The following is a 20,418-nucleotide window of genomic DNA, read 5'->3' as shown; positions in this document are numbered from 1 at the left end:
TCTGGTAGAGCAGAACAGGCTCAGGGCTACTGAAAGCCCGCTCCGTACCGCTTAGCGGTCGGAGCCGGGTAGTTTACGCCAAACTCTCGCAGAGCGGGCAAGAAATTTTTGTTTTCGTGATGGGATCGGCTCAACTTCAGCAAGGCAAATCTCTGGATATCGTGCAAGTTTCTCCAGAAATCGAGGGCAAGCCGGATCCCCAGGTCTTGAGCTTTTTGTTGGACAGCCATTGGGATCTGGTTGGGATTTTGCCATTCAGGCTGGGGGTCAATGGGAATCTCTTGCGCCTCTTCGTGGCAGATGGAGCGAACCAAATGGCGCAGATGGTTGCGGAGTTCTTCTAGATCCTGTGGAGATTCAGAGGGCCAATCAACACACTTCCGCCGCTCTTCTAAGGAAAACTTGGCCCATTGATGGAGCTTGAGCTTGATCCCGCACAAATCCAGCTTTAGGCGCAAGGTCATGGGGATGCATCGCAGAGAGTCGGCAAAATCTTGCTCAAACTGAAACAGAGTCATGGGAACCTCGATTAGGAACCAAATCTAGAGTTGAGGGGATTGCTTGAGCGGTGGGTCGGCTTTCTCAAGAGCAACGGCACAGGCTTTTAATTCCGGCTGGCCGGAATCGGGACAACTGATGTCATGGGTAAGGGCATTACACTCGGCTTGTTCTGCCCAGAGGGATCCCCAGTGCATGGGCACAAACACTGTTCCAGGGGCAATGTTGGCAGTTATCTTGGCCGGGAAATAGGCCCGCCCGCGGGCAGAACGCACCTGAACCCAATCCCCATCTTGGAGGCCCAGCTTTTCCGCATCGCGAGGATGGATTTCAATAAAGGGTTGGGGGTGCATTTGCTTGATTTTTTCAATCCTGCCGGTGCGGGTTTGGGTGTGCCAATGGCCGTAAAGCCTGCCCGTGGTTAATACGTAGGGAAACTGGGGATCCGGCGGCTCTGCTAGGCCACGGGAATGGTGGGGGATAAAGCGGGCGCGGCCATTGGGGGTCGGGAAACGCCAATCTGTGTAGAGGCGAGTGGACTTAGGGGCCGAGGTTCTTTCTTTGGGATAAGGCCATTGCTGAGGGCCTTGTTCTGCCAAAAGGGCATGGCTGAGGCCGGAGTGATCGCAGAGGCGATTTGCGGTAAGGGCGGCAAATTCTGCATAAACCTCTGCCGCGGTTTGGAAGGAAAATTGCGCTTCAAAGCCCAACCTGCGCCCCACTTCAGCAAAGATCTCCCAATCGGGTCGGGCTTCGCCAGGGGGGTCTCGAAAGGCTTGACAAAGGGTAACCCTGCGCTCGGAGTTGGTCATCACCCCGGTTTTCTCGCTCCACTGGCAGGCGGGCAAAAGCAAATGGGCATATTCTGCCGTTTCTGTAGGGTAATAAGCCTCTTGGTAAACGGTAAAGGGAGACTTTTTCAGGGCTTTTTTGACCCGTTCCAGATCCGGAAAGCTCACCAAAGGATTAGTGGCCACAATCCAAAAGAACTGCAGGGATCCGGTTTCCAGAGCGGCAATCATCTCGGTAGCCCTCAGCCCTGGGCAGGGAGAGAGGGAACCGCCGGGCAAACCCCAAGCCTGCTCCACCTCTGCCCGATGCTGGGGATGGCTCACCAGCCGATATCCCGGCAGCAGATGGGATAACCCCCCTGCCTCTCGACCACCCATGGCATTGGGCTGGCCGGTCAAGGAAAAGGGGCCCGTCCCCGGTCGGCCAATTTGCCCGGTCAGGAGATGCAGGTTGATTAAGCTGGTGATCTTGGCGGTGCCCTCGCTGGACTGGTTTAGGCCCATCGACCAAAGGGATAGAACTCTCTGGGATCCCTGCCAAAGCTTGGCTGCTTCGATCAAATCCTCGGTGGCAATTCCGCAGCGCTGGGCCACAATCTGCGGTTCATAATCGGCCAGCAAAGCTGCATATTCAGCAAAACCTTGGGTGCAGCCCTCGATAAAATCGGTAGCCATTGATCCCCACTTTAACAACAAATGGGCAATCCCATTGAAAAGATCGATATCGGTTCCAGGACAAATTTTTAAGTGGAGATCGGCAGCTTCTGCTGTCTGAGTGCGCCGGGGATCCACGACCACCATTTTGAGGGGGGATCCGGGCTTGTGCCGCTTCTTCAAGCGATTAAAAAGAATGGGGTGGCACTCGGCGGTGTTGGTGCCCACCAGAAAAGCCAGATTGCAGAGATCGAGATCCTCGTAGCAGCAGGGGGGGCCATCGGATCCCAGGGATTGGGTGTAGGCCGAGACGGCCGAGGACATGCACAGGCGCGAGTTGGTGTCAAAATTATTGGTGCCCAGGCAGCCCTTAATGAGCTTTTGAGCAACGTAATAGTCTTCAGTGAGCAACTGCCCCGATCCATACATGGCTATGGAGTGGGGGTTGTCTTTGAGGCGGCGCAGCCGAGAAACCATCTCCTCAAAAGCCTGATCCCAAGAAATGCGGCGAAAGGGCTGATCCAAGCTCTCCCGAAACAGGGGAGAGAGCAGCCGATCTCGACCAACTGCCTCCAGGATCGTGGCCCCCTTTACACAGACCATCCCCAAGCTGGAAGGATGCTCCCGGTCGCCTCTCATTTTCCAGTCACCTGAGGCTGTCGAAACCGCCTCCAATCCACATCCCACACCGCAATAGGGACATAGGGTTTTGATGACAGCTTTTTCCGACTCCATCGCGGTCACCATGAGTTGGGATCCCTATTAAACGCCCAATTCTCTCGCATTTTGGATCCCTTAGCTGAGAAGAGCGGCAACTTGGATCTCCAAGCCAGGTAATACAACCTAGCTCTTGTCAGTGTCCTGTTCAGCTGGCCAAAGATGGCCATCTTGAGTTTGGATAAAAACGTATTTGCTTCTGGGAAAAATCAGCCAGACTTCCAGCGCACCGGAGCTGAGATACTCTTGGGCTTTTAGGAAAATATCTTCTCCACAGTCGGTTGGAGAGAAGATCTCCTCAACCAGAGGATAGCTCTGCAGCAGCGTGGCAATATCCTCTCCAAATTGCTGGATTAAATCTGGAGATGAGTAGGCAGCATCAGGTCTTCTGACTCTGCCTTTGGTTTGGCCGGGAGCCTTCACCAAAACCATACCCCCCAATGGCTGACATTCAACATAACCGAGCCAACGGAAGAGAAGTCGGGTTTGGATCTTTGCATGCCCTAAGGTTTGCCCCACTTTCTCCACAATGTAGCCATCTACCCATTTGGTTTGGGCAACTGGATTGGCCAGATAGTCGGCAAGGGTTTTGGGCAAGCTAGAGACCCGCTCCTCCATTGGGAGATCGGTTGGAACTACCTGAACCGGAGCAGTGGCCATCAACTTCCCTCTCCAAGTATTTTGAACCCTAGCTCAATCCCCTCCATGGGCAAAGCGGCGATAGAGGAAGTCAAGGGCGCGGTTACGCAATTCGTAGAACTCAGGCATTTCCATAATGCGGGAGCGGATGCGCGGTCGCTCAAAGGGAATGGTCAAGATCTCACCAATATGGGCAGCGGGGCCGTTGGTCATCATCACCACACGGTCTGACAAGTAGAGAGCCTCGTCGATGTCGTGGGTAATCATCAAAACTGTGCAGCGGTGATCCCGCCAAATGGCCAGCAGCTCATCTTGTAGATCTTCCTTGGTAATGGCATCCAAGGCCCCAAAAGGCTCATCCAAGAGCAAAACTTGCGGACGAACGGCAAGAGCACGGGCAATGGCTACCCTTTGCTTCATGCCTCCAGAAAGCTGCTTGGGCCGCTTGTGGGCTGCTTCCGCCAAACCTACCAATTCCAGATGTTCTTGAACAATTTCCCTTTTTTCCCACCGGGGTTTGGTTGGGTACACCTGATCCACCACCAGATAAATATTTTCAAAGGCAGTCAGCCAGGGCAAAAGGGAATAATGTTGAAACACCATCATCCGATCCGGCCCTGGGGAGGTGATGGGCTGGCCCTTGAGGGTAATGGATCCCGAAGTGGGAGTCGAAAAACCCGCCACCATGTTGATCAAGGTGGATTTGCCACAACCCGAGTGGCCGATAATGCAAACAAACTCACCGGCGGCCACTTCCAGATTGATATTTTCCAGCGCAACGAAGGGCCCTGCTGAGGTGAAGTAGGTCTTGCCCACATTCTGAAGACAAAGAAGGGGCAGTCCTGCAACCGGAGAAGCAGAAGATAGCGGTGAGGAGAACGTGCGGGAGCTGGTCATCATGGTGTTTTCCAATCGAGAGTTTAAGGTAACAAAAGCTAAACTTCGCTGAGCTGGTACTCCTGCAGCTTCAGATCCTGCCGGATGGCCACCGACTCCAGGTAAGCAACGGGATCCTCTCCGTCGAAGCGGGATCCATCGGCAAAGAGCAAAGCTCCGCGGTCGTGGGCCCGATCCGGCAGGCCCAGTTCTCTGGCGGCTAGGGCGTAGGTTTCGCTGTCCAGAACTTGGTCGAGAACCGAAACCCAATTGCGGGGAAAAGCGCAGAGTCCCCAGCGAGCCATCTGCGTCAGGATCCAGAGGTGTTCCAATCTTTCCGGACAGGTGTTGCGCCCGTTGGCAAACTGGTGAAAACCGGTGAGGGCTTGGGATTCATCGGCAATTCCCCGCTGCAGGATGCCCCTCCACCCCGGCTGCAGATCCTCCAGGGCCACGCCCACATACTGGGGCTGAGCCAGCCACTCCAAGATCTCAGAACGGTGCTGCGGCTGATCGCAGTAGTGACAAGCCTCCAGTAGTGCTTTGACCAGAGCTACATGGGTGCGGGGGTAGCTTTGGGCCCAGTCCTGGCGCACCGTCAGCACCTTTTCAATGTGGCTGGGTAAGATTTCAGGGGTGGTGGCGACGATAACCCCCACCTGTTCCCGCACAGCGCGGGAGTTCCAGGGCTCGCCGACGCAGTAGCCGTCGATGTTGTCGGCCTTGAGATGGGCCACCATCTGCGGGGGTGGGATCACCGTCAACGTAACGTCCCGATCCGGATCCACCCCCCCACCGGCCAGCCAGTGCCGCAACAGGAAGTTTTGCATGGAAGCCGGATGAACCACTCCCAGGGTGTGGACTGTGTCGGGGGTGTGGTTGAGGTATTGGCGAAAATCCGCCAGGCTTTGAACGCCTCGCTCCAAAAGTCTGCGCCCAAAGGTAATGGCGTTGCCGCCGCGGGAGAGGGTTAGCGCGGTAATCAAAGGCACCGGAACTCCCCCTACTCCCAAGGTGGAAGCCAACGGGATCCCGGCCACCACCATAGCCGCGTCCAGCCGACCGGAGCGGATCCCTTCCCAGATGGTCTTCCAGCCTGGCTCCCGCACCAGGGTGACCTGCTCCAGGCCATGCTTTTGAAACAGGCCTTTTTCCTGCGCCACCACCAGCGGGGCGCAGTCGTTGAGGGGCACAAAGCCAACCTCCAAATTGACCTTCTCCAGGCCGTGTTTGGCAATGGCCACGCGAACAGGCGTTTTTTGGCGAGCCCGCTTTTGCTGGTTGAGAAAGTAGATCATCTCTCCCCGCAGGCTGTAGTAGTCGGGGTGACGCACCACTTCCAAACGATGGCGGGGTCGAGGAAAAGGGATCCGCAAAATCTGGCCAATGCGGGCAGCGGGGCCCTGGGTCATCATTACCACCCGATCCGAAAGCAGCAGCGCCTCATCCACATCGTGGGTAACCATGACACAGGTGAGCTGCTCCGCCTGGGCAATCTCCATCAGTTGCTCCTGCAGGTTGCCGCGCGTCAAGGCATCCAGAGCGCCAAAGGGCTCATCCAACAGCAGCACCCGCGGACGGATGGCCAAAGCCCGGGCAATGGCTACCCGCTGTTTCATCCCTCCTGACAGATGGGCCGGTCGCTTGTCGGCTGCCCCCTGCAACCCCACCTGGCGGATGTGCTCTTCCACAATCCGGTCCCGCTCCGCTTTGGGAAGGGATCCCAGCACCTCGTCCACAGCCAGGGCAACGTTCTCCCGCACCGTCAGCCAGGGCAGCAGGGAATAGTTCTGAAACACCACCATGCGATCTGGGCCAGGATCTGTAACTTGTCGGCCCTCCAGGAGAATGCCCCCTCGGGAAGGCTTTTCCAGGCCGGCGATGATGTTGAGCAGGGTCGATTTGCCACAGCCGGAGTGGCCAATTAGCGAGACAAATTCCCCTTTTTGGATCTCCAGGTGGATGTCTTTCAGGACAGGATAGACCTCTCCGTTGTCGAGGAGAAATTCCTTGTCGACATGATCCACTTCAATGTAAGGCTGGGTCTTCATGATTCCCCTGAGATGATTTCTGAGAGCATGGAGAAATTGTCAGCAACCAATCTAAAACTCGGCCAAGCTCATTTAGCGATCCTCAGCCACCACCAGCGAGCCAATCCAAGCCGTGATCCGATCCAGCAGAAGACCCACCATCCCGACATAGATCAAAGCCAGAATGATTTCGCTGATGCGGGAGCTATTCCAGGCATCCCAGATGAAAAATCCAATGCCCACACCGCCAATCAACATTTCCGCTGCCACAATGGCCAGCCAAGACAAGCCCACCCCAATGCGCAAGCCGGTAAAAATATAGGGCACAGTTGCCGGGAAAACGATTTTGAAAAAGTACTTCCAGCCGGACATGCGCACAATTCTGGCCACGTTGCGGTAGTCCTGAGGGATCTGCTGTACGCCGACAACGGTGTTGATCAAAATGGGCCAGAGGGCCGTAATGAAGATTACGAAAATGGCGGAAGGGTTGGCATCTCGAAAGGCAGCCAAAGAAATCGGCAGCCAGGCCAAAGGCGGCACCGTGCGCAGCACCTGAAAAATGGGATCCAAAGCCTCGTACAGCCAGCGATTGACCCCGATGATCATGCCGCCCACAACCCCCACCAAGCCGGCCAGGGCAAACCCAATGAACACCCGCCGCAAGCTGGCCCAAATTTGCCAGAACAGCCCTTTGGCATTGCCGCCATAGTCAAAAAAGGGATCTTTAATGAGGGGATCCCAGGTGTCCTGCCAAACCTGGAGAGGGGTGGGCAAGTTGGCTCCGGGGCGGCTGTAAATGATTTGCCAGAGAATCAGGACGAGCAAAATGGCCGTAGCGGGCAACAGAATGCGACGCAGCGCTTTGTGGATTTGGACTCTTTGCCGCCAAGCAGAAGAAGGTGCAGAACTGGCGGGAGAACCGATTCCGGTACTGGACTGAAGAACAGAACCTTGGCCGGTTTTCAGCAGCCAGTGGCCTAGGCCAACCAGTAGGGGAAGCAGGATCCGAAAGAGGTGGTAGCCCAACTGTAGGGCAGAGTGGAAAATCCTCATGGCTTGCTGGGAGTAAGGTTGAAGTCGACTTAAGAGGATCCCAAGAGAGAAGGGGTTTCAGTTGAACACTCTTTGTGGGGATTCGGGGATCCCTTCTCTCCTGGACAGAGGGTTTGCAGCTAACTTGCTGGGGAAAGTTGGGAAATTAGGCCAGCTTCTTAATCGCCAATTTCTCCAGGTAGGCGGCAGGATTTTCGGGATCGAACTGCACCCCGTCGAAGAAGGTTTCCACTCCTCGAGAGGTGCTGGGGGGAATGGCTGCCCCCTGACCAATGGCTTTGGCAGCTTCTCGCCAGAGTTCTTCCCGATTCACCCGCTCCACCAAGGCTTTGGTATCGGTGTCGGCAGGTAGGTAACCCCAGCGGATGTTTTCGGTCAAGAACCAGAGATCGTGGCTCTTGAAGGGGTAGGAAGCGTAGTTCTGCCAGAACTTCATCAGGTGGGGGCTGTTTTCAACGACCTTGCCGGTGCCGTAGTCAAAAGTGCCCCGAGAACGGCCCAAGATATCGGGCACAGGCACCCCCAGCCAGCGGCGGTCGCCGATGATGCGACACATCTCCTCTTTGTTTTCCATCTGGTCGCACCAGATCTGGGCTTCTAGCACCGCTTTCAACAGGGCAAGGGTGGCTTTCGGGTGCGCATCCACCCAGTCGGCCCGCAGGGCAAAGGCCTTTTCCGGGTGGCCGTTCCACAGCTCGCCGGTGGTGAGGGCACTATACCCCTCTTTTTGGTTCACCAGCTGGGCATTCCAAGGCTCGCCCACACAGAGGGCTTCCATGGTTCTGGATTTCATATTGGCCACCATCTGCGGCGGCGGCACCACAATGACGGAGACGTCGCTAGTGGGATCGATCCCGCCTGCGGCCAGCCAGTAGCGCATCCATAGGTCGTGGGTGCCACCGGGGAAGGTCATCGCACATTTGGGATCTTTGCCGGCAGCTCGAAGCTCGGCAAACTTGGCCTTGAGGGGGGAACTATCCAGGCCGATTTGCAAATCCCGATATTGGTTGGAAATGCTGATGCCCTGACCGTCCAGATTGAGACGGGCCAAAATGTACATAGGCACCGGCTTGCCATCGGTAACTTTGCCGGTAGTGATGAGGTAGGGCATGGGGGTGAGGATGTGTGCCCCATCGATGCCGCCGGCGGCGGATCCCAGCACCAAGTTGTCGCGGGTGGTGCCCCAAGAGGCCTGCTTGACCACCTCTACGTCCTTCATGCCGTACTTGTCAAAGAACCCCTTTTCTTTGGCGATGATCAGGGGGGCCGCGTCGGTTAGAGCGATGAACCCCAGCTTGGCGCTGGTGGTTTCGGGAGTATCGGCCTGCGCCACCCAGTAGCCTTTGCCCAAGGATTGCGATTGGGCGCGCGGGATCCCAGCCGTGGCCGCCCCAGCCGTGAGAGCAGCCACCCCGGCCAAAAATTGCCGACGGGAGACGGGAGAGGAAGTGCTGAACAGCTTAGACATCGAAACCTCCAAGATTTACAACGACGAAGAAAGAAAAACTTTCAGGACGGCAACAGAACCGCTAGCGGGTTACCAAAACAGAAGCCTGGGCGGCGGACGGATGCTGACGCGGCCTGGCCCCGAAGTGCTCAATCAGTAGCTCCACCAAGACGGGCTTGAGGTCTTCGCAAGGGATCCCTTGGCGCACGCATTCGCCCAGCTTGGCGTCTTTGCCCACCTCTCCCCCCATGTAGATGTCCACGGCCTCCACCACCCTGCCGTCCTTGCGAGCAGTGGTGCCCATAAGGCCGATATCGGCTACTTGGGGTTGGCCGCAGGAGTTGGGGCAGCCCGTCCAGTGGATGCGCACCGTTTGGGGGATCTCCAGCTCCGCCTCCAGCTCCTCCATCAAGGCCACAGCCCGGTTTTTGGTCTCGATGAGGGCAAAGTTGCAGAACTGGTTGCCCGTACAGGACACCAACCCCCGCTGCAAGGGCCCTGGGTTGGGGGAGAACTTCTTCAAGAGCGGCTCTTTGAGGAGCGGGGCCACTCGGGAGTCGGGCACATTGGGGATGAGCACGTTCTGCTCCACCGTCAGCCGCAGCTCTCCGGAGCCGTACACCTCCGCCAAGCGGGCCAGCTCCATCATCTCCAGGGCGTTGAGCCGCCCCACCGGCACATGCAGGCCGACAAAGTTGAGGCCCGGCTGCTTCTGGGCATGCACCCCCAGCAGATCCCGCTTGTGCCAGACCACCTCATCTTTTTCCGCTGCCCTGAGCAGAGGGTGGCCTATCTGGCGCTCCACAGCCGCCCGGAACTTCTCTAGGCCCCACTCGTCAATGAGCCACATCAACCGCGCCTTTTGCCGGTTGGCCCGCAGGCCGTGATCCCGGTAGACCAGCAGCACCGCCTCGCACAGAGGAACCACATCGCGGGGATCCACCCAGACATCTAGGCCAATTGCCTCGGCGCAGCGGCGAGCCGAGAAAAAGCCGCCCACCAGGACGTTGAAGCCCAGGCGGCCATTTTTGAAGGCGGGCACAAAGGCCAGGTCGTTGATCTCCGCATGCACGGAGTTGTCGCGACAACCGCAGATGGCGATGTTGAACTTGCGCGGCAGGTTGCTGAAGGAAGGGTTGCCCTCGCCGTTGTTGGTGATCATGTCCTGCACCTTGCGGGTGAGACCGCGCACATCGATCAGCTCATCCGGGTCAATACCAGCCAGAGGGGATCCCGTGAGGTTGCGCACGTTGTCCATGCCCGACTGGATGCTGGTCAGGCCCACCTCCTTCAAGTAGCCCAGGATCTGGGGCATTTCCTCGATGGGGATGCCCCGCAGTTGCAGGTTCTGCCGGGTGGTGATGTCGGCTACGCCCTGTTCTCCATAGGGGTGGATGATTGCGCCCAACATGCGCATTTGGCCGCTGGTTAGGATCCCATTGGGCAGGCGCAGCCGCAGCATGAACTGACCTGGGGTGCGCTTGCGAAAGAAGATCCCCAGCCACTTGAGGCGGTGATCCCGGTCGTCTTCAGGAATGTTCTCCCAACCCATCCGGGCAAACGCCTCCAGCTCAGCCTTGACCGCCAAGCCATCCTTTTCGCTTTTGAGGCGTTCAAATTGGTTCGCCATGATCGCTGCCGTGGGGTGAACACTGGCTACCCTAGCGATGACGAACCGTTAACTTTGGTATTGGCAGTTACACTTTGTAACAAGTTATGCTATTTTGTCACCTTCTGATTGCAATTTGTGCATAAGGTCAGGCTTCCAGGAGCAGCAGACCCCTCTTTCCCCTTTGGGAAAGGGGCTGGGGGTGAGGAAAAGCTAGTTGAGAGGGTTGAAAGAGTTGAAAGGCTCCATCTGCCAGAGCAGACGGGGCGGGATCCCCAGCCCTTCGGTGAGGGGTGCGGGCCGTTGGGAAGTTTGGGGATCGCAGTCGTAGAGAGCGGTGGTGTAGCGGTAGCTGCGGGGGGGGCCACCGTTGAGGCGAATGCCGCTAATTTCAAAGGTGTAGTTGCGATTGGGCTGGATCGAACCCACGGAGTAGGTCAAAGTTTCCAGGCCAAAGGCGGGATCCCCCACGCGGAGATCTCCAACAGGCACCGGCTCGCCGCTGAGGGCATCGGTGATGCGGACTTGGGCTTGGCTGAGATCAGCCTTGCCGCCACGGCTGGGCACCGAGAAAGACCAGCGGTAGGCAGACAGGGGCTGGCCGGAAAACCCTTCTAGGCGGTAGAGGTAGCCGTCTTTCTCCGGGAAGGCGATGAACTCTGGATCTGGCACCGACTCGTCAAAACCGAAGATCCAGTTGGCGTTGGCCTGGGTCACCCGTCCAGCCCGTGGGTCAAAGACAATGCCGTAGGCCCCCTGGGCGTACTGAGGATACAGGTTCCAGCGGCGATGCCCCACATCCACAAAGTTTTCTCGACCTGGCTCGGCAAAATAGATGTCCACCTGCCGCGCCAACACCCGGCCTGGATCGGGGCCGTTCAGCTCTAGGATGGGCCCAACCGCCAGGTTGCTGAAGCGGGATCCCGCCTCCCCAGCAGGGGTAAAGCAGCGCCAAGAAGGGGGCGGCTGGTGGCTGAGAGTACCATTGGCTACCTGCATCAAGGCCGCTTGCTGGGCGGCTTCTAGGAACTGAGGATTGAGCTTCACCGGCGGTAACTGGTGCAACAGCCGTAGAAAATTCAGCCGATCCATCATCTTTTGGGCTGCTGCAGGCGTAAGGCGACCGGGGTTGCAGGTAGCAACCTGGGGCTGTTCGGCGTAAATAGGCCCCGTGAAGCTGCGGGTCTGGCGATCCAACCGGCACAGGAAGCTGGCAATCGGCACTTCCCCTGCCCGCGGTGGCTCCATCGAGGTAGGGGATCCTCCACAGGCCGCCAGCAGACAAAGACAAAAGATCCCCGCGATCCTCAAAGCCCAAAGCTGAACCAACTTGGGCAACCGCTGCAAGGGCATGCAAAAACCAGCCGAATTATGAGCCGGTGGGGGTGGGGGTGATGCTGGGGGGGCTGACGGTGCTGCTGCTGCTCTCGCCACAAGCAGGCAACAAGCCCAGACAGGCAAACAGGGCTAAGGCCGCCAAAAGCTGGTGGGTCACTTTGGGTTGCAACGTAGCCATGACAACAAACCTCCCAAATGCTGTTGGGTTTGACCCTGTTCTATCACCTGGCCGAGTGGGCCACAGCGTCAAAACTTATGCCGACAAGGGTATAACGTGACATCCTCCCGACGCTGACCCTACGGGTACAGCGCGGGCTTCCTAACCTCACGGTTAGGCATTCCTGCCCCACGCCACTTATCTAGGTCATAGACCCCCGACAGAACGACTTGGCAGGCTGTTTCCGTTCCCCAGAGTCCCTGGGCTACTACATTCTCTAGTCCACGATGCAAAACCATTTCTGCTGCTGCATGGTCACGATGAGTTCGATACCCACACTCAGGACAATGATGCTCCCTTGCTGTCAACGTTTTGCTGACAGTAGCAAAACATTTGGGACAGGTTTGGCTAGTCCCGTTGGAGTTGACTTTAGCGAAGTACACTCCACGTTTCCAGCACACCCATTCCAACAGAGACAGAAATTGTCCAAAAGCGACATCAACACAACCTTTTCGCAGCATTCCCCGTGTCAAGCCTGTGACATTGAGGTCTTCTGCAAAGATGGTTTGCGCTTGGTCACAAAGCTTATGAGCCGTCTTTAGGTGGAAATCTTTACGACGGTTCGCAATCCGATGGTGCATTCTGGCAACTTTGATTTGTGCCTTCTCCCAGTTTCGTGACCCCTTCTGTTTTCGTGCCGCTCTGCGTTGCAGCAATTTCAGCTTGCGTTGCATCGACCTAAAAAACTTGGGTCGCTCCTGGAAGCTACCATCTGAAACCGTCAAAAACCGTTCCAATCCCAGATCAATCCCAATCGCACGACCGTGAACCGGAGCATCGGGAACCGATATGTCCGATTCGATGGTAACGACGACATACCATTGCGTCCCTCTTACCTTGGACAGTACCCTCACCTGCTTGACCTTGAACCCATCTGGGATAGGACGATGCAAGTTGATAGGCACTTTTCCTATCTTTGGTAGCTTGATACTGCTGCCGGAGATGGGATTGTCCTTGAACTGGGGAAACACAAAAGACTTAAATTGGCCTTGTTTCTTGAAACGGGGAAACCCATATCCCCGCTTCTGGAATGCCTCCCAAGTATCATGCAGCCTGCGAATCGTAGCCTGCAAGACCTGAGAATGCACCTTGGCCAAATGCGGGAATTGCTTCTTTGCTTTGGGTAGGTTATTTTGCTGACGATGATAAGACGGGAATGGCTCATCGGCAGGAATGATGTACTCCTTCTCCAGTGAGCATCTGTCTATGGGACACTTACGGGAAGCAATCCAGTCTTTGAGTTCGCGCAAAGCGTAGTTGTACACGCCTCTGCACGTCTCAAGCCACGACCGCAGCTTGGCCTGCTGCGCGGCATCTGGATAGATCCGGTAAGTGTAGTTCATGGTCAGCATAGTGGCAGTTTACCACAAGCTATAGCTGCTGGTAAATACTTGTCTTATCCCATCGAGAGAATCGACAAGTGCGGGGAGTCCATGTATCCCGACGCTGATGCTTTGCATACAGCGCGGGACTTATAGCTCCCCGCGCCCCTCCTTTGTTAAGCCCAAGTCAAGGAACGCTCACCCAAGTCGGCTACATCCACTAGGACTGGGATCCAAGCCCACTTTCTCTCTCCACCCATAGTGGAGTACGGATCCCCACAACTCTTCTTGCGCTCAAGCGAAAGATTGCTGTGATCAATGATCAATGCTGCTTTTTGCCCGATTGACGAGAAAGTTGACAAGGGATCCCCAAAAGCTTGTCAGGGGGTGATCTGGAACTCCAGGTTGTAGGTTTGGAGTAAGTTTATGGTTTCGTGATCGGTGATGTTGGTGTCGGCCAGCTCTAAGTTGTAGAAATCGATGAACTCTTCGTGGTCAAAATAGGGGCCGGCATGCCAGGTACCCATCTCCAGTTTGATAAAGCGATCCCCAGGCACCCGAAAGGCTTGAATCTGATCCACGTGCAGCTCATCGGCAGGGGGTGCAACACCAATAAACCACTCCTTGCCATTGAGGGATCCCAGGCACTGGGTGCAGCGGATGTGGTGGGTGATCTGAGTAAACTTGAGGCCGCGGCGAGGCAAGCGCATGATGTAAAAGCGGGGCTGCCCTTGATTCAAGAACAACTGAGCATCTTGACTGTCGAAGGGTTTGTGATCGGGAGTGGGGCAAATGACCTGTCCATAGGGGGCAAAGTTTTCCGGTTCAGCGAGATGGGCCTTCAGTTGGCGCAATTGGCTGGTCACCCTGCTCTTCTCCTTTGCGTTTGACGAGCTGTCTTGTGTCTCACTGTTGCCCTACAACGTGAGCACGAGGGCGTGAAGACGCAAACAGCCCAGCGAACCCCATTCTATCGAGACTTGGCCAGGCAGCTTCCCTTCTGGGAAGGGATCCCTGAGCAAGCCCAAGCTGCTCAAGGTCGCAAGTACAATGGGAAAACTTCCCAGCCTCAGCAGAGCAAATGGCGATGCAGCGGGACTTGCAAGAGCTGATCATCTCCCCAGCTCAAGTTGAAAGCCTCTCTCAAGTGCCGGTGGCTTGGTTGTATCGGCCTCGGCCCGTTCGTCGTTTTAAAGACCGTCTGCGCCAGTTCTCCGCCTTCTGGGATCTCCTACGCTTGCTGGTGACGCTGGACTTGTTCTTGCGTTTCTTGACCTTCTGGACAGGGGGATCCCTACTTACCCTGGTGGGGCGGATTTGGATCCCTGGCCTACAGGCCACTTGGGGCACTTGGCCGGTGGAATGGGGGATCCTGGCGGCTATTGCCGCTCTGGGCCAAGCCTATTGGATTTTCCGCAGCCGCCGCATGCCGCTGCTGTTGAACTTGCTGGGGGAAGTGGATCGCTACAACCGAATCATCCAGGCCATCCACGTCAACGACCAGTTGGTGGAAGCGGGCAACCCCGAGGTGAAGCTGGCCCAGAGGGCTGAGGTGATCGAAGCGCTGAAGCTGACCCGGGCCGATCTCATTCGCGCCTTGAAAACCGAACGGATCTTGCGGCAAAACGAAGACCTGATCGAGCAGCAGAGCGAGTTCTTCGGCGATAACTTGGCAGCGCTGACGGCCCTACAGGTGAGCGAGCAGGCCAGCGAACAGGGGCGAATCCTGGAGGCTGCTTTACAGATTGCTTTGCAGGTGCGCTCCCAAATCCGCCGTTTGCAAGAGCGAGAAGCCAACCACCCCCCAAACAGGGATCCAGACAAGATTGAGAAAGATCAGCAGGATAGAGATGGCAACTCAGATGGGCAGTGAAACAGATGGTTATTTTTGTCGGCAGGCGGCGCTGTGGGTTCTAATCCTTGGGAGAAAGTTGAGGTTGATTGCACCGCGTTAGCAGGTCGGAGACCGAAATTGGAGTGACCCCATCTCCCTGATTGGTGCTAAATCCCCGCTCTGCACTATTCCGCACTGTCAAGATCGCCTGCCGGCGCTACACTGGGGCTTGTCTTGGATCCCTCTGTCATCCACACACCTCTAGATGAGCCTTTTGGCCCGCTCCCTGGCCTACGCCCAGAACCACAGCGACACGCTGTTTCAAGCTTTCGTCCAACACCTACAACTGGTGGCGGTGCCTTTAGGAATGGGGCTGCTGTTGGGTTTGCCGCTGGGCTTTTTCAGCTCCCGCTCCCAGATGCTTTCCCTGGTGGTGATCAATGCGTTTAGCAGCCTGCGGGTGATCCCCAGTTTGGCCATTTTGTTTTTGGCCATCCCCTATTTTGGCCTTAGCTTCCGTTCGGCAGTTGTCGCCCTAACCCTTCTGGCGTTGCCCCCCATTCTGATCAGCACGGATGTGGCCTTCCGCAGCCTTGAGCCGGCCCTGCGGGAAGCTGCCCTGAGCATGGGCATGACCCCTGCCCAGGTACTGCGGCACGTGGAGATCCCTTTGGCCTTGCCGGTGATCTTGGCCGGTGTTAAAACGGCTACCATTGAGGTGATTGCGAGTGCTACCCTGGCAGCATTCATCGGCGCGGGAGGGCTGGGTACTTTCATTACCCTAGGGTTTGCTCTCTATGACAACGCCATCTTGCTGGTGGGGGCGGTTCCAGTGGCCCTTCTGGCTATTGCGGCCGAGATCGGCCTTGGCACTCTGCAGCGGGCTTTGGAACCTCCCCAAGCCTGAGGTTCTGTGAGGGATCCCATGCCGTCTTCCTCTAGTTCTTCTGAAGTGCGATCCCGGTGGCCTTTCCGCTCCATTCCTTTGCGGGTGGCGTTGCTGCTGCCCCTAGTGCTCTCAGTAGCAGGGGGAGTGGGGGGAGTGGCCTATCTCTCCTGGCAGGGCGGGCGACACCTGGCGCTGCGCTTGACGGAGCAACTGAGGCGGGAAGTTACCGACCGCACCGAAGAGCATCTTGCCAGATATTTGCAAATTCCCCTTCAGATCAATGCCCTCAATCAAGGGGCAGTGAGGGGGGGGCTGCTGCCCGATTTGACAACCCCCAGCCCAGCCGATCTAGAGGTGCTGGAAGCTCACTTTGCCCGCCAGTTGCAGCCATTTCCTGAGCTCAGCTATGTCGGCTTTGTCTCGGCTCAAGGGGGGTTTGTGATCGCCCGCCGTCACGCCGATGGGTCGATCTGGACTTACCACACACCCGGCCTCTTGCCGGGATCCGTCCAGGGCTGCCAACGGGATCCGGAAACAGGGGATCCCACTGGCCTGAGGAGGCAGTTAGGCTTTGTGGATTTGAGGCGGTTGTTCTGGTTTCCCCAGCTCCTGCAGTCGGAAGGGATCCGCGACACTTGGGTGGTAACCCGATTTTTTGCGGAGCTTCCTGCCCAGGATCCAGAGCGGCTGATCATGACGTCCCTATCCCTGACCGACTCGGGGGGGCGGGTTTACGGCAGCTTGGTGGCTTCCCTCTCCGTCCGGCAGCTTCAAGCCTTTCTGGAACAGATGGAAGGCCGTTCTCCTGCAGAGGTGAGTTTTCTGCTGGACGAGGAAGGACAGGTGGTGGCCAGCACGGCAGGGCCTGCTCCCCACCCGCTGCTGGTGGCCGTGCAAGAGCAGGTGGGCTCCTGGGGGACGGCCTCTTCCCAAGATTCGCTGCGCCTCAAGGTCGGAGGGATCCCCTACTGGGTGGAGGTGGAGTCCGTTCAGAGTGAAGGGAGGCTAGGTTTTTATTTCGTGTACGGGATCCCAGAGGCAACCCTTCTGGCCGAAGTCCATCGGGGCGCCCAACAGGCTGCGCTGCTGGGGGGTGGGCTATTGCTGAGCATGCTGGGGACAGGGATCCTCCTCGGCGAAGCTCTCTCCCGTCCCCTGCGCCGCCTCACCCAAGTAGCCGAGCAATTTATCCAAAGCGGCTTCCAGCCCTGGCCTCCTTTGGATCCCGGCCCCATCCAGGAGGTGCAGACGCTAACCAAAGCCTGGCAGCAGGCGGCAGCAGCTCAGCAGGCCCTGCTGGATCGTCTGTGGCAGCAGCAGCAAGAATACCGCGCCGTGGTGGAGCAGCAGACAGAGCTCATTTGCCGCTTTCGGCCCGATACCTGCATCACCTTCGTCAATCCTGCCTACTTGCGCTTCTTCGGTCAGCGGGCAGAGGAGGTGATGGGCCAACCTTGGCGGGATCGGCTGCCGGAAGAAGAGCGGGAGGAAGTGTTGCAAGCTTTTGCCGCCCTCACTCCTGAAAGTCCCTTTTACAGCAGCGAGCGGGAGTATCCCGGAGAAAACGGCCAGTCCCGCTGGATTAGCTGGGTGGATCAGGGCATTTTCGACAGCCAAGGCCGCCTGGTGGAGATCCTGTCGGTGGGGCGGGAGATCACCGAGCAGAAACGGGCAGAACAACAGTTGCAAGCCCTCAACCGGGAGCTAGAAGCCCAGGTGGAGCTGCGCACGGCCAAGCTGCAGCAAGCCTTGCATTTTGAGGGGGTGCTGCGCGCCATCAGCAGCCGGATGGTGGTCAGCCTAAACGAGGGGGAAATCCTTGAAGAAGTGGTCAGAGCCCTTGCCGAAGCGCTAAGCCTGACCTGCTGCCAAATCCTGCTGCTTTTAGAAGATGGGTCAACCTGGATCCCTGGCTACTGCTACTCCCCCCTTCTCTCTTCTGATGCAGCTCAGGGCGACAGGGCGGATCCCTTGCATGGGCCAGACTACGCCAGCGACCCGGAGTTCTTGCGCCTGCTGCAGTCCCATTCTTCCTCACAGCAGAAATGGGAAATCCACTGCTGTTGTCGGAAGGAAGGACGCTGGGTGCGGCTGCTGGCCTGCACCCTTTGGGACAAAGAGAAGCGGCTGGGAGCTTTGCTGTTGGAGCGGCTGCCGGAGCAGGAGTTTTCCGAAGACGAGATTCAACTGGCCTATCAGGTGGCCAACTTGTGTGCCCTGGCCATTCGCCAAGCCCGTCTGTACCAAGCAGCCCAAGCGCAGGTGAAGGAATTGGAGCGGCTGAATTTGCTGAAGGATGATTTCCTCAGCACCGTCTCGCACGAGCTGCGCACCCCCATGACCAATGTGCGCATGGCCTTGCAAATGCTGCAAATGACCCGCGATAACCCCGAGAAACAGCGGCACTACTTCACCATTGCCCTGAAAGAGTGCAACCGGCAAATCGAGCTCATCAACGACCTGCTGGATATGCGACGGCTGGAAGCCGGGACGTATCTGCTGCAACCAGAGAATATTTTTCTGCCGCGGTATTTACAAGATTTGCTGGACGGGGCTCAGCCTTTGGCCCAAGCCAAACATCAACACCTGCAACTGCACCTGGAGGCAGGGATCCCCTCGCTTTGGGCCGACCCCACCTGCTTGGGGCGCGTTCTGCGCGAGCTGCTGCACAACGCCATCAAGTACACGGCCCCCGAGGGATCCATCCACCTGCGGGTTGTCTCAGAAGGAGAGGGGATCCTCTTCGTCTGCAGCAACAGCAGCGAGATCCCAGAGCCAGAGCTGCCCCGCATCTTTGAAAAGTTTTACCGGATCCCGCAATCGGATCGCTGGAAGCACGGCGGCACCGGCCTGGGGCTGGCTTTGGTGAAGCAACTGGTGGAGCATATGGGGGGGAATATCTCCGTCAACAGCTCGGATGGATGGACGCATTTCCAAGTTTGGTTGCCCCAAGGTGAGGATCCTGCTCCGCCATTGCCCGGCCCACCTCCAATGTCAGAAGACCTCCCCTTTTGGAAAGAGGCTGGGGGTGAGGGGCATACCTGACCCCTATCCCGGCAAGACTTGTTGCTGCCAGAGGGCCTCCAGTTGCACTGTGTATTCGGAGTTCACGATGGGCACTGCCCCGGCAATGGCCTCTTGAATGGGGATCCCGGCAGCAGCCTCCAGCTGGGCAAAAGCTGTTTGGTAGTCGGCAGACAACCGGCTGACATCAATGAGCGGCAGATCCCCCCAGACCTCCGGCTTGAACTTTTCCAGCTGCCCCTCCGGGCTGGCCAAGACCTCTGCCAGGACCATTGCCCCCCAAGGATTGGCCGCATTGATGGGAATGGCTGTAAACGAGGGATCGATCAAGCTGGTGCCCGGGATCCCATAGGGGGTGGTGCTGGGAGGAAATTGGCCGTTGCCCTTGCGCAAGATCACCTGATCGATAAAGGTGGGGATGAGCCACACTTCGCCGTTGGCAAAAAGCTCCGCCAGGCGGGCAAAGGTGGGCGGGTAGGTTTGGCCCTGTCTCCACAGGAAGGGATCCAGCTTTCTCAGGTATTCCACCAGGGCAGGGGATTGTCGCGCCCAGAGATCGGCATCGAAGTCCGGCCCGCTGTACTGGGCATAGCCCCCGGTCACGCCGTAGAAGGCGCTCAACAAAAAGCGGCTGCCATGAAAATCCGGCGGGGCCACGTAGGTAAATCGCCCTGGATTGGCCTCTGCCCAAGCCAACAGTTCGGCGTAGCTCTGGGGGGGATTGGGTACCCGCTCGGCATCATAGGCCATTAAAAAGTAGTTGCCGGTGTAGGGTGCAGAATAGCCCTCGGTGGGCAGGCCAAAATCCGTTGCAATATCGGCGGGATCGTAGAAGGGCAAGCTGGGCAATTTCTCAGCAAAAGGGCCGAAGAGCAAATTCCCCTGCTTGAGGGTGCGGAAGTTGTTGCCATTGATCCAGATGAGATCGATGCTGCCGCCGCTGCGCAGCCCGGCCTGTACCTCCCCAATCACCTTGTTGACTGCTTCAACGGTATCCGTGAGCGGGATCCGGTTCAAGCGAATGCCATAACGCTCCTGCAACTGGCTTTTCACCCAGCCATCCACAAACCCATTGATGGCCTCACTGCCGCTCCACATGGCCCAGTTGACAGAGCTGCCCCGCGCCCGCTCCAGAATGTCTGCCCAGCTCAGGGATCCCAGATCCACCATGTTCTGGGAGGTGTTCTGGGCAAACGGAGAGCCTTGACCCAACACCCAAGCCCCCAGGGATCCCAGGCCGGCCAACACCTGCCGCCGCTTCCAGAAAACGCTTTTGGGTTGCATAGCCTTGCCACCATCCCCATCAAACTTTCAGGTTCCAGATTCAACTTAAACTGATACATTTACGCTGAACACTGCTGAGCATTACTGCTCAACGGTGAAGCGATAGCATTCTGTCCGTTTCCGAACAGAAAGGCGGTATCCCGCAAAGCTCTGAGCATAACACCCAGAGCGCCTTGCCAATCTCGTGGTAGCCTAT

Annotated in this window: 16 protein-coding genes and 1 pseudogene; 3 read left to right on the top strand and 14 right to left on the bottom strand. The window is 57.4% G+C overall.

Going from position 1 to position 20,418, the window contains the following annotated elements:
- Positions 1-26: 26 nt before the first annotated feature.
- The 12 genes from NW834_RS08375 to NW834_RS08320 all read right to left on the bottom strand — a co-directional run bounded on the left by NW834_RS08375 (position 27) and on the right by NW834_RS08320 (position 14,057).
- Positions 27-518: a nitrate reductase associated protein gene (locus NW834_RS08375; RefSeq protein ID WP_414332147.1), complete on the bottom strand. Its 492-nt coding sequence runs from the start codon at positions 516-518 to the stop codon at positions 27-29.
- A 24-nt stretch (positions 519-542) separates the two neighbouring features.
- Positions 543-2,678 carry a molybdopterin oxidoreductase family protein gene (locus NW834_RS08370; protein WP_414418508.1) on the bottom strand — a complete coding sequence of 712 codons (2,136 nt, stop codon included), beginning with the start codon at positions 2,676-2,678 and terminating at the stop codon, positions 543-545.
- A 108-nt stretch (positions 2,679-2,786) separates the two neighbouring features.
- On the bottom strand, positions 2,787-3,320 hold the full coding sequence (locus NW834_RS08365; RefSeq protein ID WP_414418504.1) for a Uma2 family endonuclease: 534 nt from the start codon (positions 3,318-3,320) through the stop codon (positions 2,787-2,789).
- Between the two features lie 33 nt (positions 3,321-3,353).
- Positions 3,354-4,196 carry an ABC transporter ATP-binding protein gene (locus NW834_RS08360; protein ID WP_414402949.1) on the bottom strand — a complete coding sequence of 281 codons (843 nt, stop codon included), beginning with the start codon at positions 4,194-4,196 and terminating at the stop codon, positions 3,354-3,356.
- A gap of 38 nt (positions 4,197-4,234) precedes the next feature.
- Positions 4,235-6,226 (bottom strand): nitrate ABC transporter ATP-binding protein, encoded by a 1,992-nt coding sequence (locus tag NW834_RS08355; protein ID WP_414418505.1) that lies wholly within the window; start codon positions 6,224-6,226, stop codon positions 4,235-4,237.
- Between the two features lie 72 nt (positions 6,227-6,298).
- Positions 6,299-7,258, bottom strand: a complete 960-nt coding sequence (gene ntrB / locus NW834_RS08350; protein ID WP_011431708.1) for a nitrate ABC transporter permease — start codon at positions 7,256-7,258, stop codon at positions 6,299-6,301.
- 145 nt (positions 7,259-7,403) lie between these two features.
- Positions 7,404-8,726: a CmpA/NrtA family ABC transporter substrate-binding protein gene (locus NW834_RS08345; RefSeq protein WP_414330505.1), complete on the bottom strand. Its 1,323-nt coding sequence runs from the start codon at positions 8,724-8,726 to the stop codon at positions 7,404-7,406.
- A gap of 61 nt (positions 8,727-8,787) precedes the next feature.
- Positions 8,788-10,335 carry a ferredoxin--nitrite reductase gene (locus tag NW834_RS08340; protein WP_414418506.1) on the bottom strand — a complete coding sequence of 516 codons (1,548 nt, stop codon included), beginning with the start codon at positions 10,333-10,335 and terminating at the stop codon, positions 8,788-8,790.
- Between the two features lie 192 nt (positions 10,336-10,527).
- Positions 10,528-11,667 (bottom strand): CAP domain-containing protein, encoded by a 1,140-nt coding sequence (locus NW834_RS08335; protein WP_414330507.1) that lies wholly within the window; start codon positions 11,665-11,667, stop codon positions 10,528-10,530.
- 16 nt (positions 11,668-11,683) lie between these two features.
- Positions 11,684-11,830, bottom strand: coding sequence for a hypothetical protein (locus NW834_RS08330; RefSeq protein ID WP_187147246.1), 147 nt, complete (start codon positions 11,828-11,830; stop codon positions 11,684-11,686).
- 119 nt (positions 11,831-11,949) lie between these two features.
- Positions 11,950-13,212, bottom strand: coding sequence for an RNA-guided endonuclease InsQ/TnpB family protein (locus tag NW834_RS08325; RefSeq protein WP_414418507.1), 1,263 nt, complete (start codon positions 13,210-13,212; stop codon positions 11,950-11,952).
- A 359-nt stretch (positions 13,213-13,571) separates the two neighbouring features.
- Positions 13,572-14,057: an ureidoglycolate lyase gene (locus NW834_RS08320; RefSeq protein ID WP_011431703.1), complete on the bottom strand. Its 486-nt coding sequence runs from the start codon at positions 14,055-14,057 to the stop codon at positions 13,572-13,574.
- A 215-nt stretch (positions 14,058-14,272) separates the two neighbouring features.
- Between NW834_RS08320 and NW834_RS08315 the strand changes: the two genes are divergently transcribed.
- The 3 genes from NW834_RS08315 to NW834_RS08305 all read left to right on the top strand — a co-directional run bounded on the left by NW834_RS08315 (position 14,273) and on the right by NW834_RS08305 (position 18,959).
- Positions 14,273-15,064, top strand: a complete 792-nt coding sequence (locus tag NW834_RS08315) for a hypothetical protein (protein ID WP_414418975.1) — start codon at positions 14,273-14,275, stop codon at positions 15,062-15,064.
- Between the two features lie 226 nt (positions 15,065-15,290).
- The gene (locus NW834_RS08310; protein WP_414331778.1) at positions 15,291-15,932 is read left to right on the top strand and encodes an ABC transporter permease; all 642 of its coding nucleotides are present in this window, start codon (positions 15,291-15,293) and stop codon (positions 15,930-15,932) included.
- 18 nt (positions 15,933-15,950) lie between these two features.
- Positions 15,951-18,959, top strand: a complete 3,009-nt coding sequence (locus NW834_RS08305; RefSeq protein ID WP_414418976.1) for an ATP-binding protein — start codon at positions 15,951-15,953, stop codon at positions 18,957-18,959.
- A 3-nt stretch (positions 18,960-18,962) separates the two neighbouring features.
- On the opposite strand, the gene NW834_RS08300 is transcribed toward NW834_RS08305, so the two are convergent.
- Complete coding sequence (locus NW834_RS08300; protein ID WP_414418977.1) at positions 18,963-20,222, bottom strand: ABC transporter substrate-binding protein; 1,260 nt, start codon at positions 20,220-20,222, stop codon at positions 18,963-18,965.
- A 59-nt stretch (positions 20,223-20,281) separates the two neighbouring features.
- Positions 20,282-20,418, bottom strand: a pseudogene (locus NW834_RS08295) (RNA-guided endonuclease TnpB family protein); the annotation flags it as partial.

The sequence above is a fragment of the Synechococcus sp. R60.1 genome, assembly GCF_047461835.1.
Classification (GTDB): domain Bacteria; phylum Cyanobacteriota; class Cyanobacteriia; order Thermostichales; family Thermostichaceae; genus Thermostichus.
Note: the sequence above shows the minus strand (reverse complement) of the source record. Positions and strands in the feature narration are given on the sequence as shown.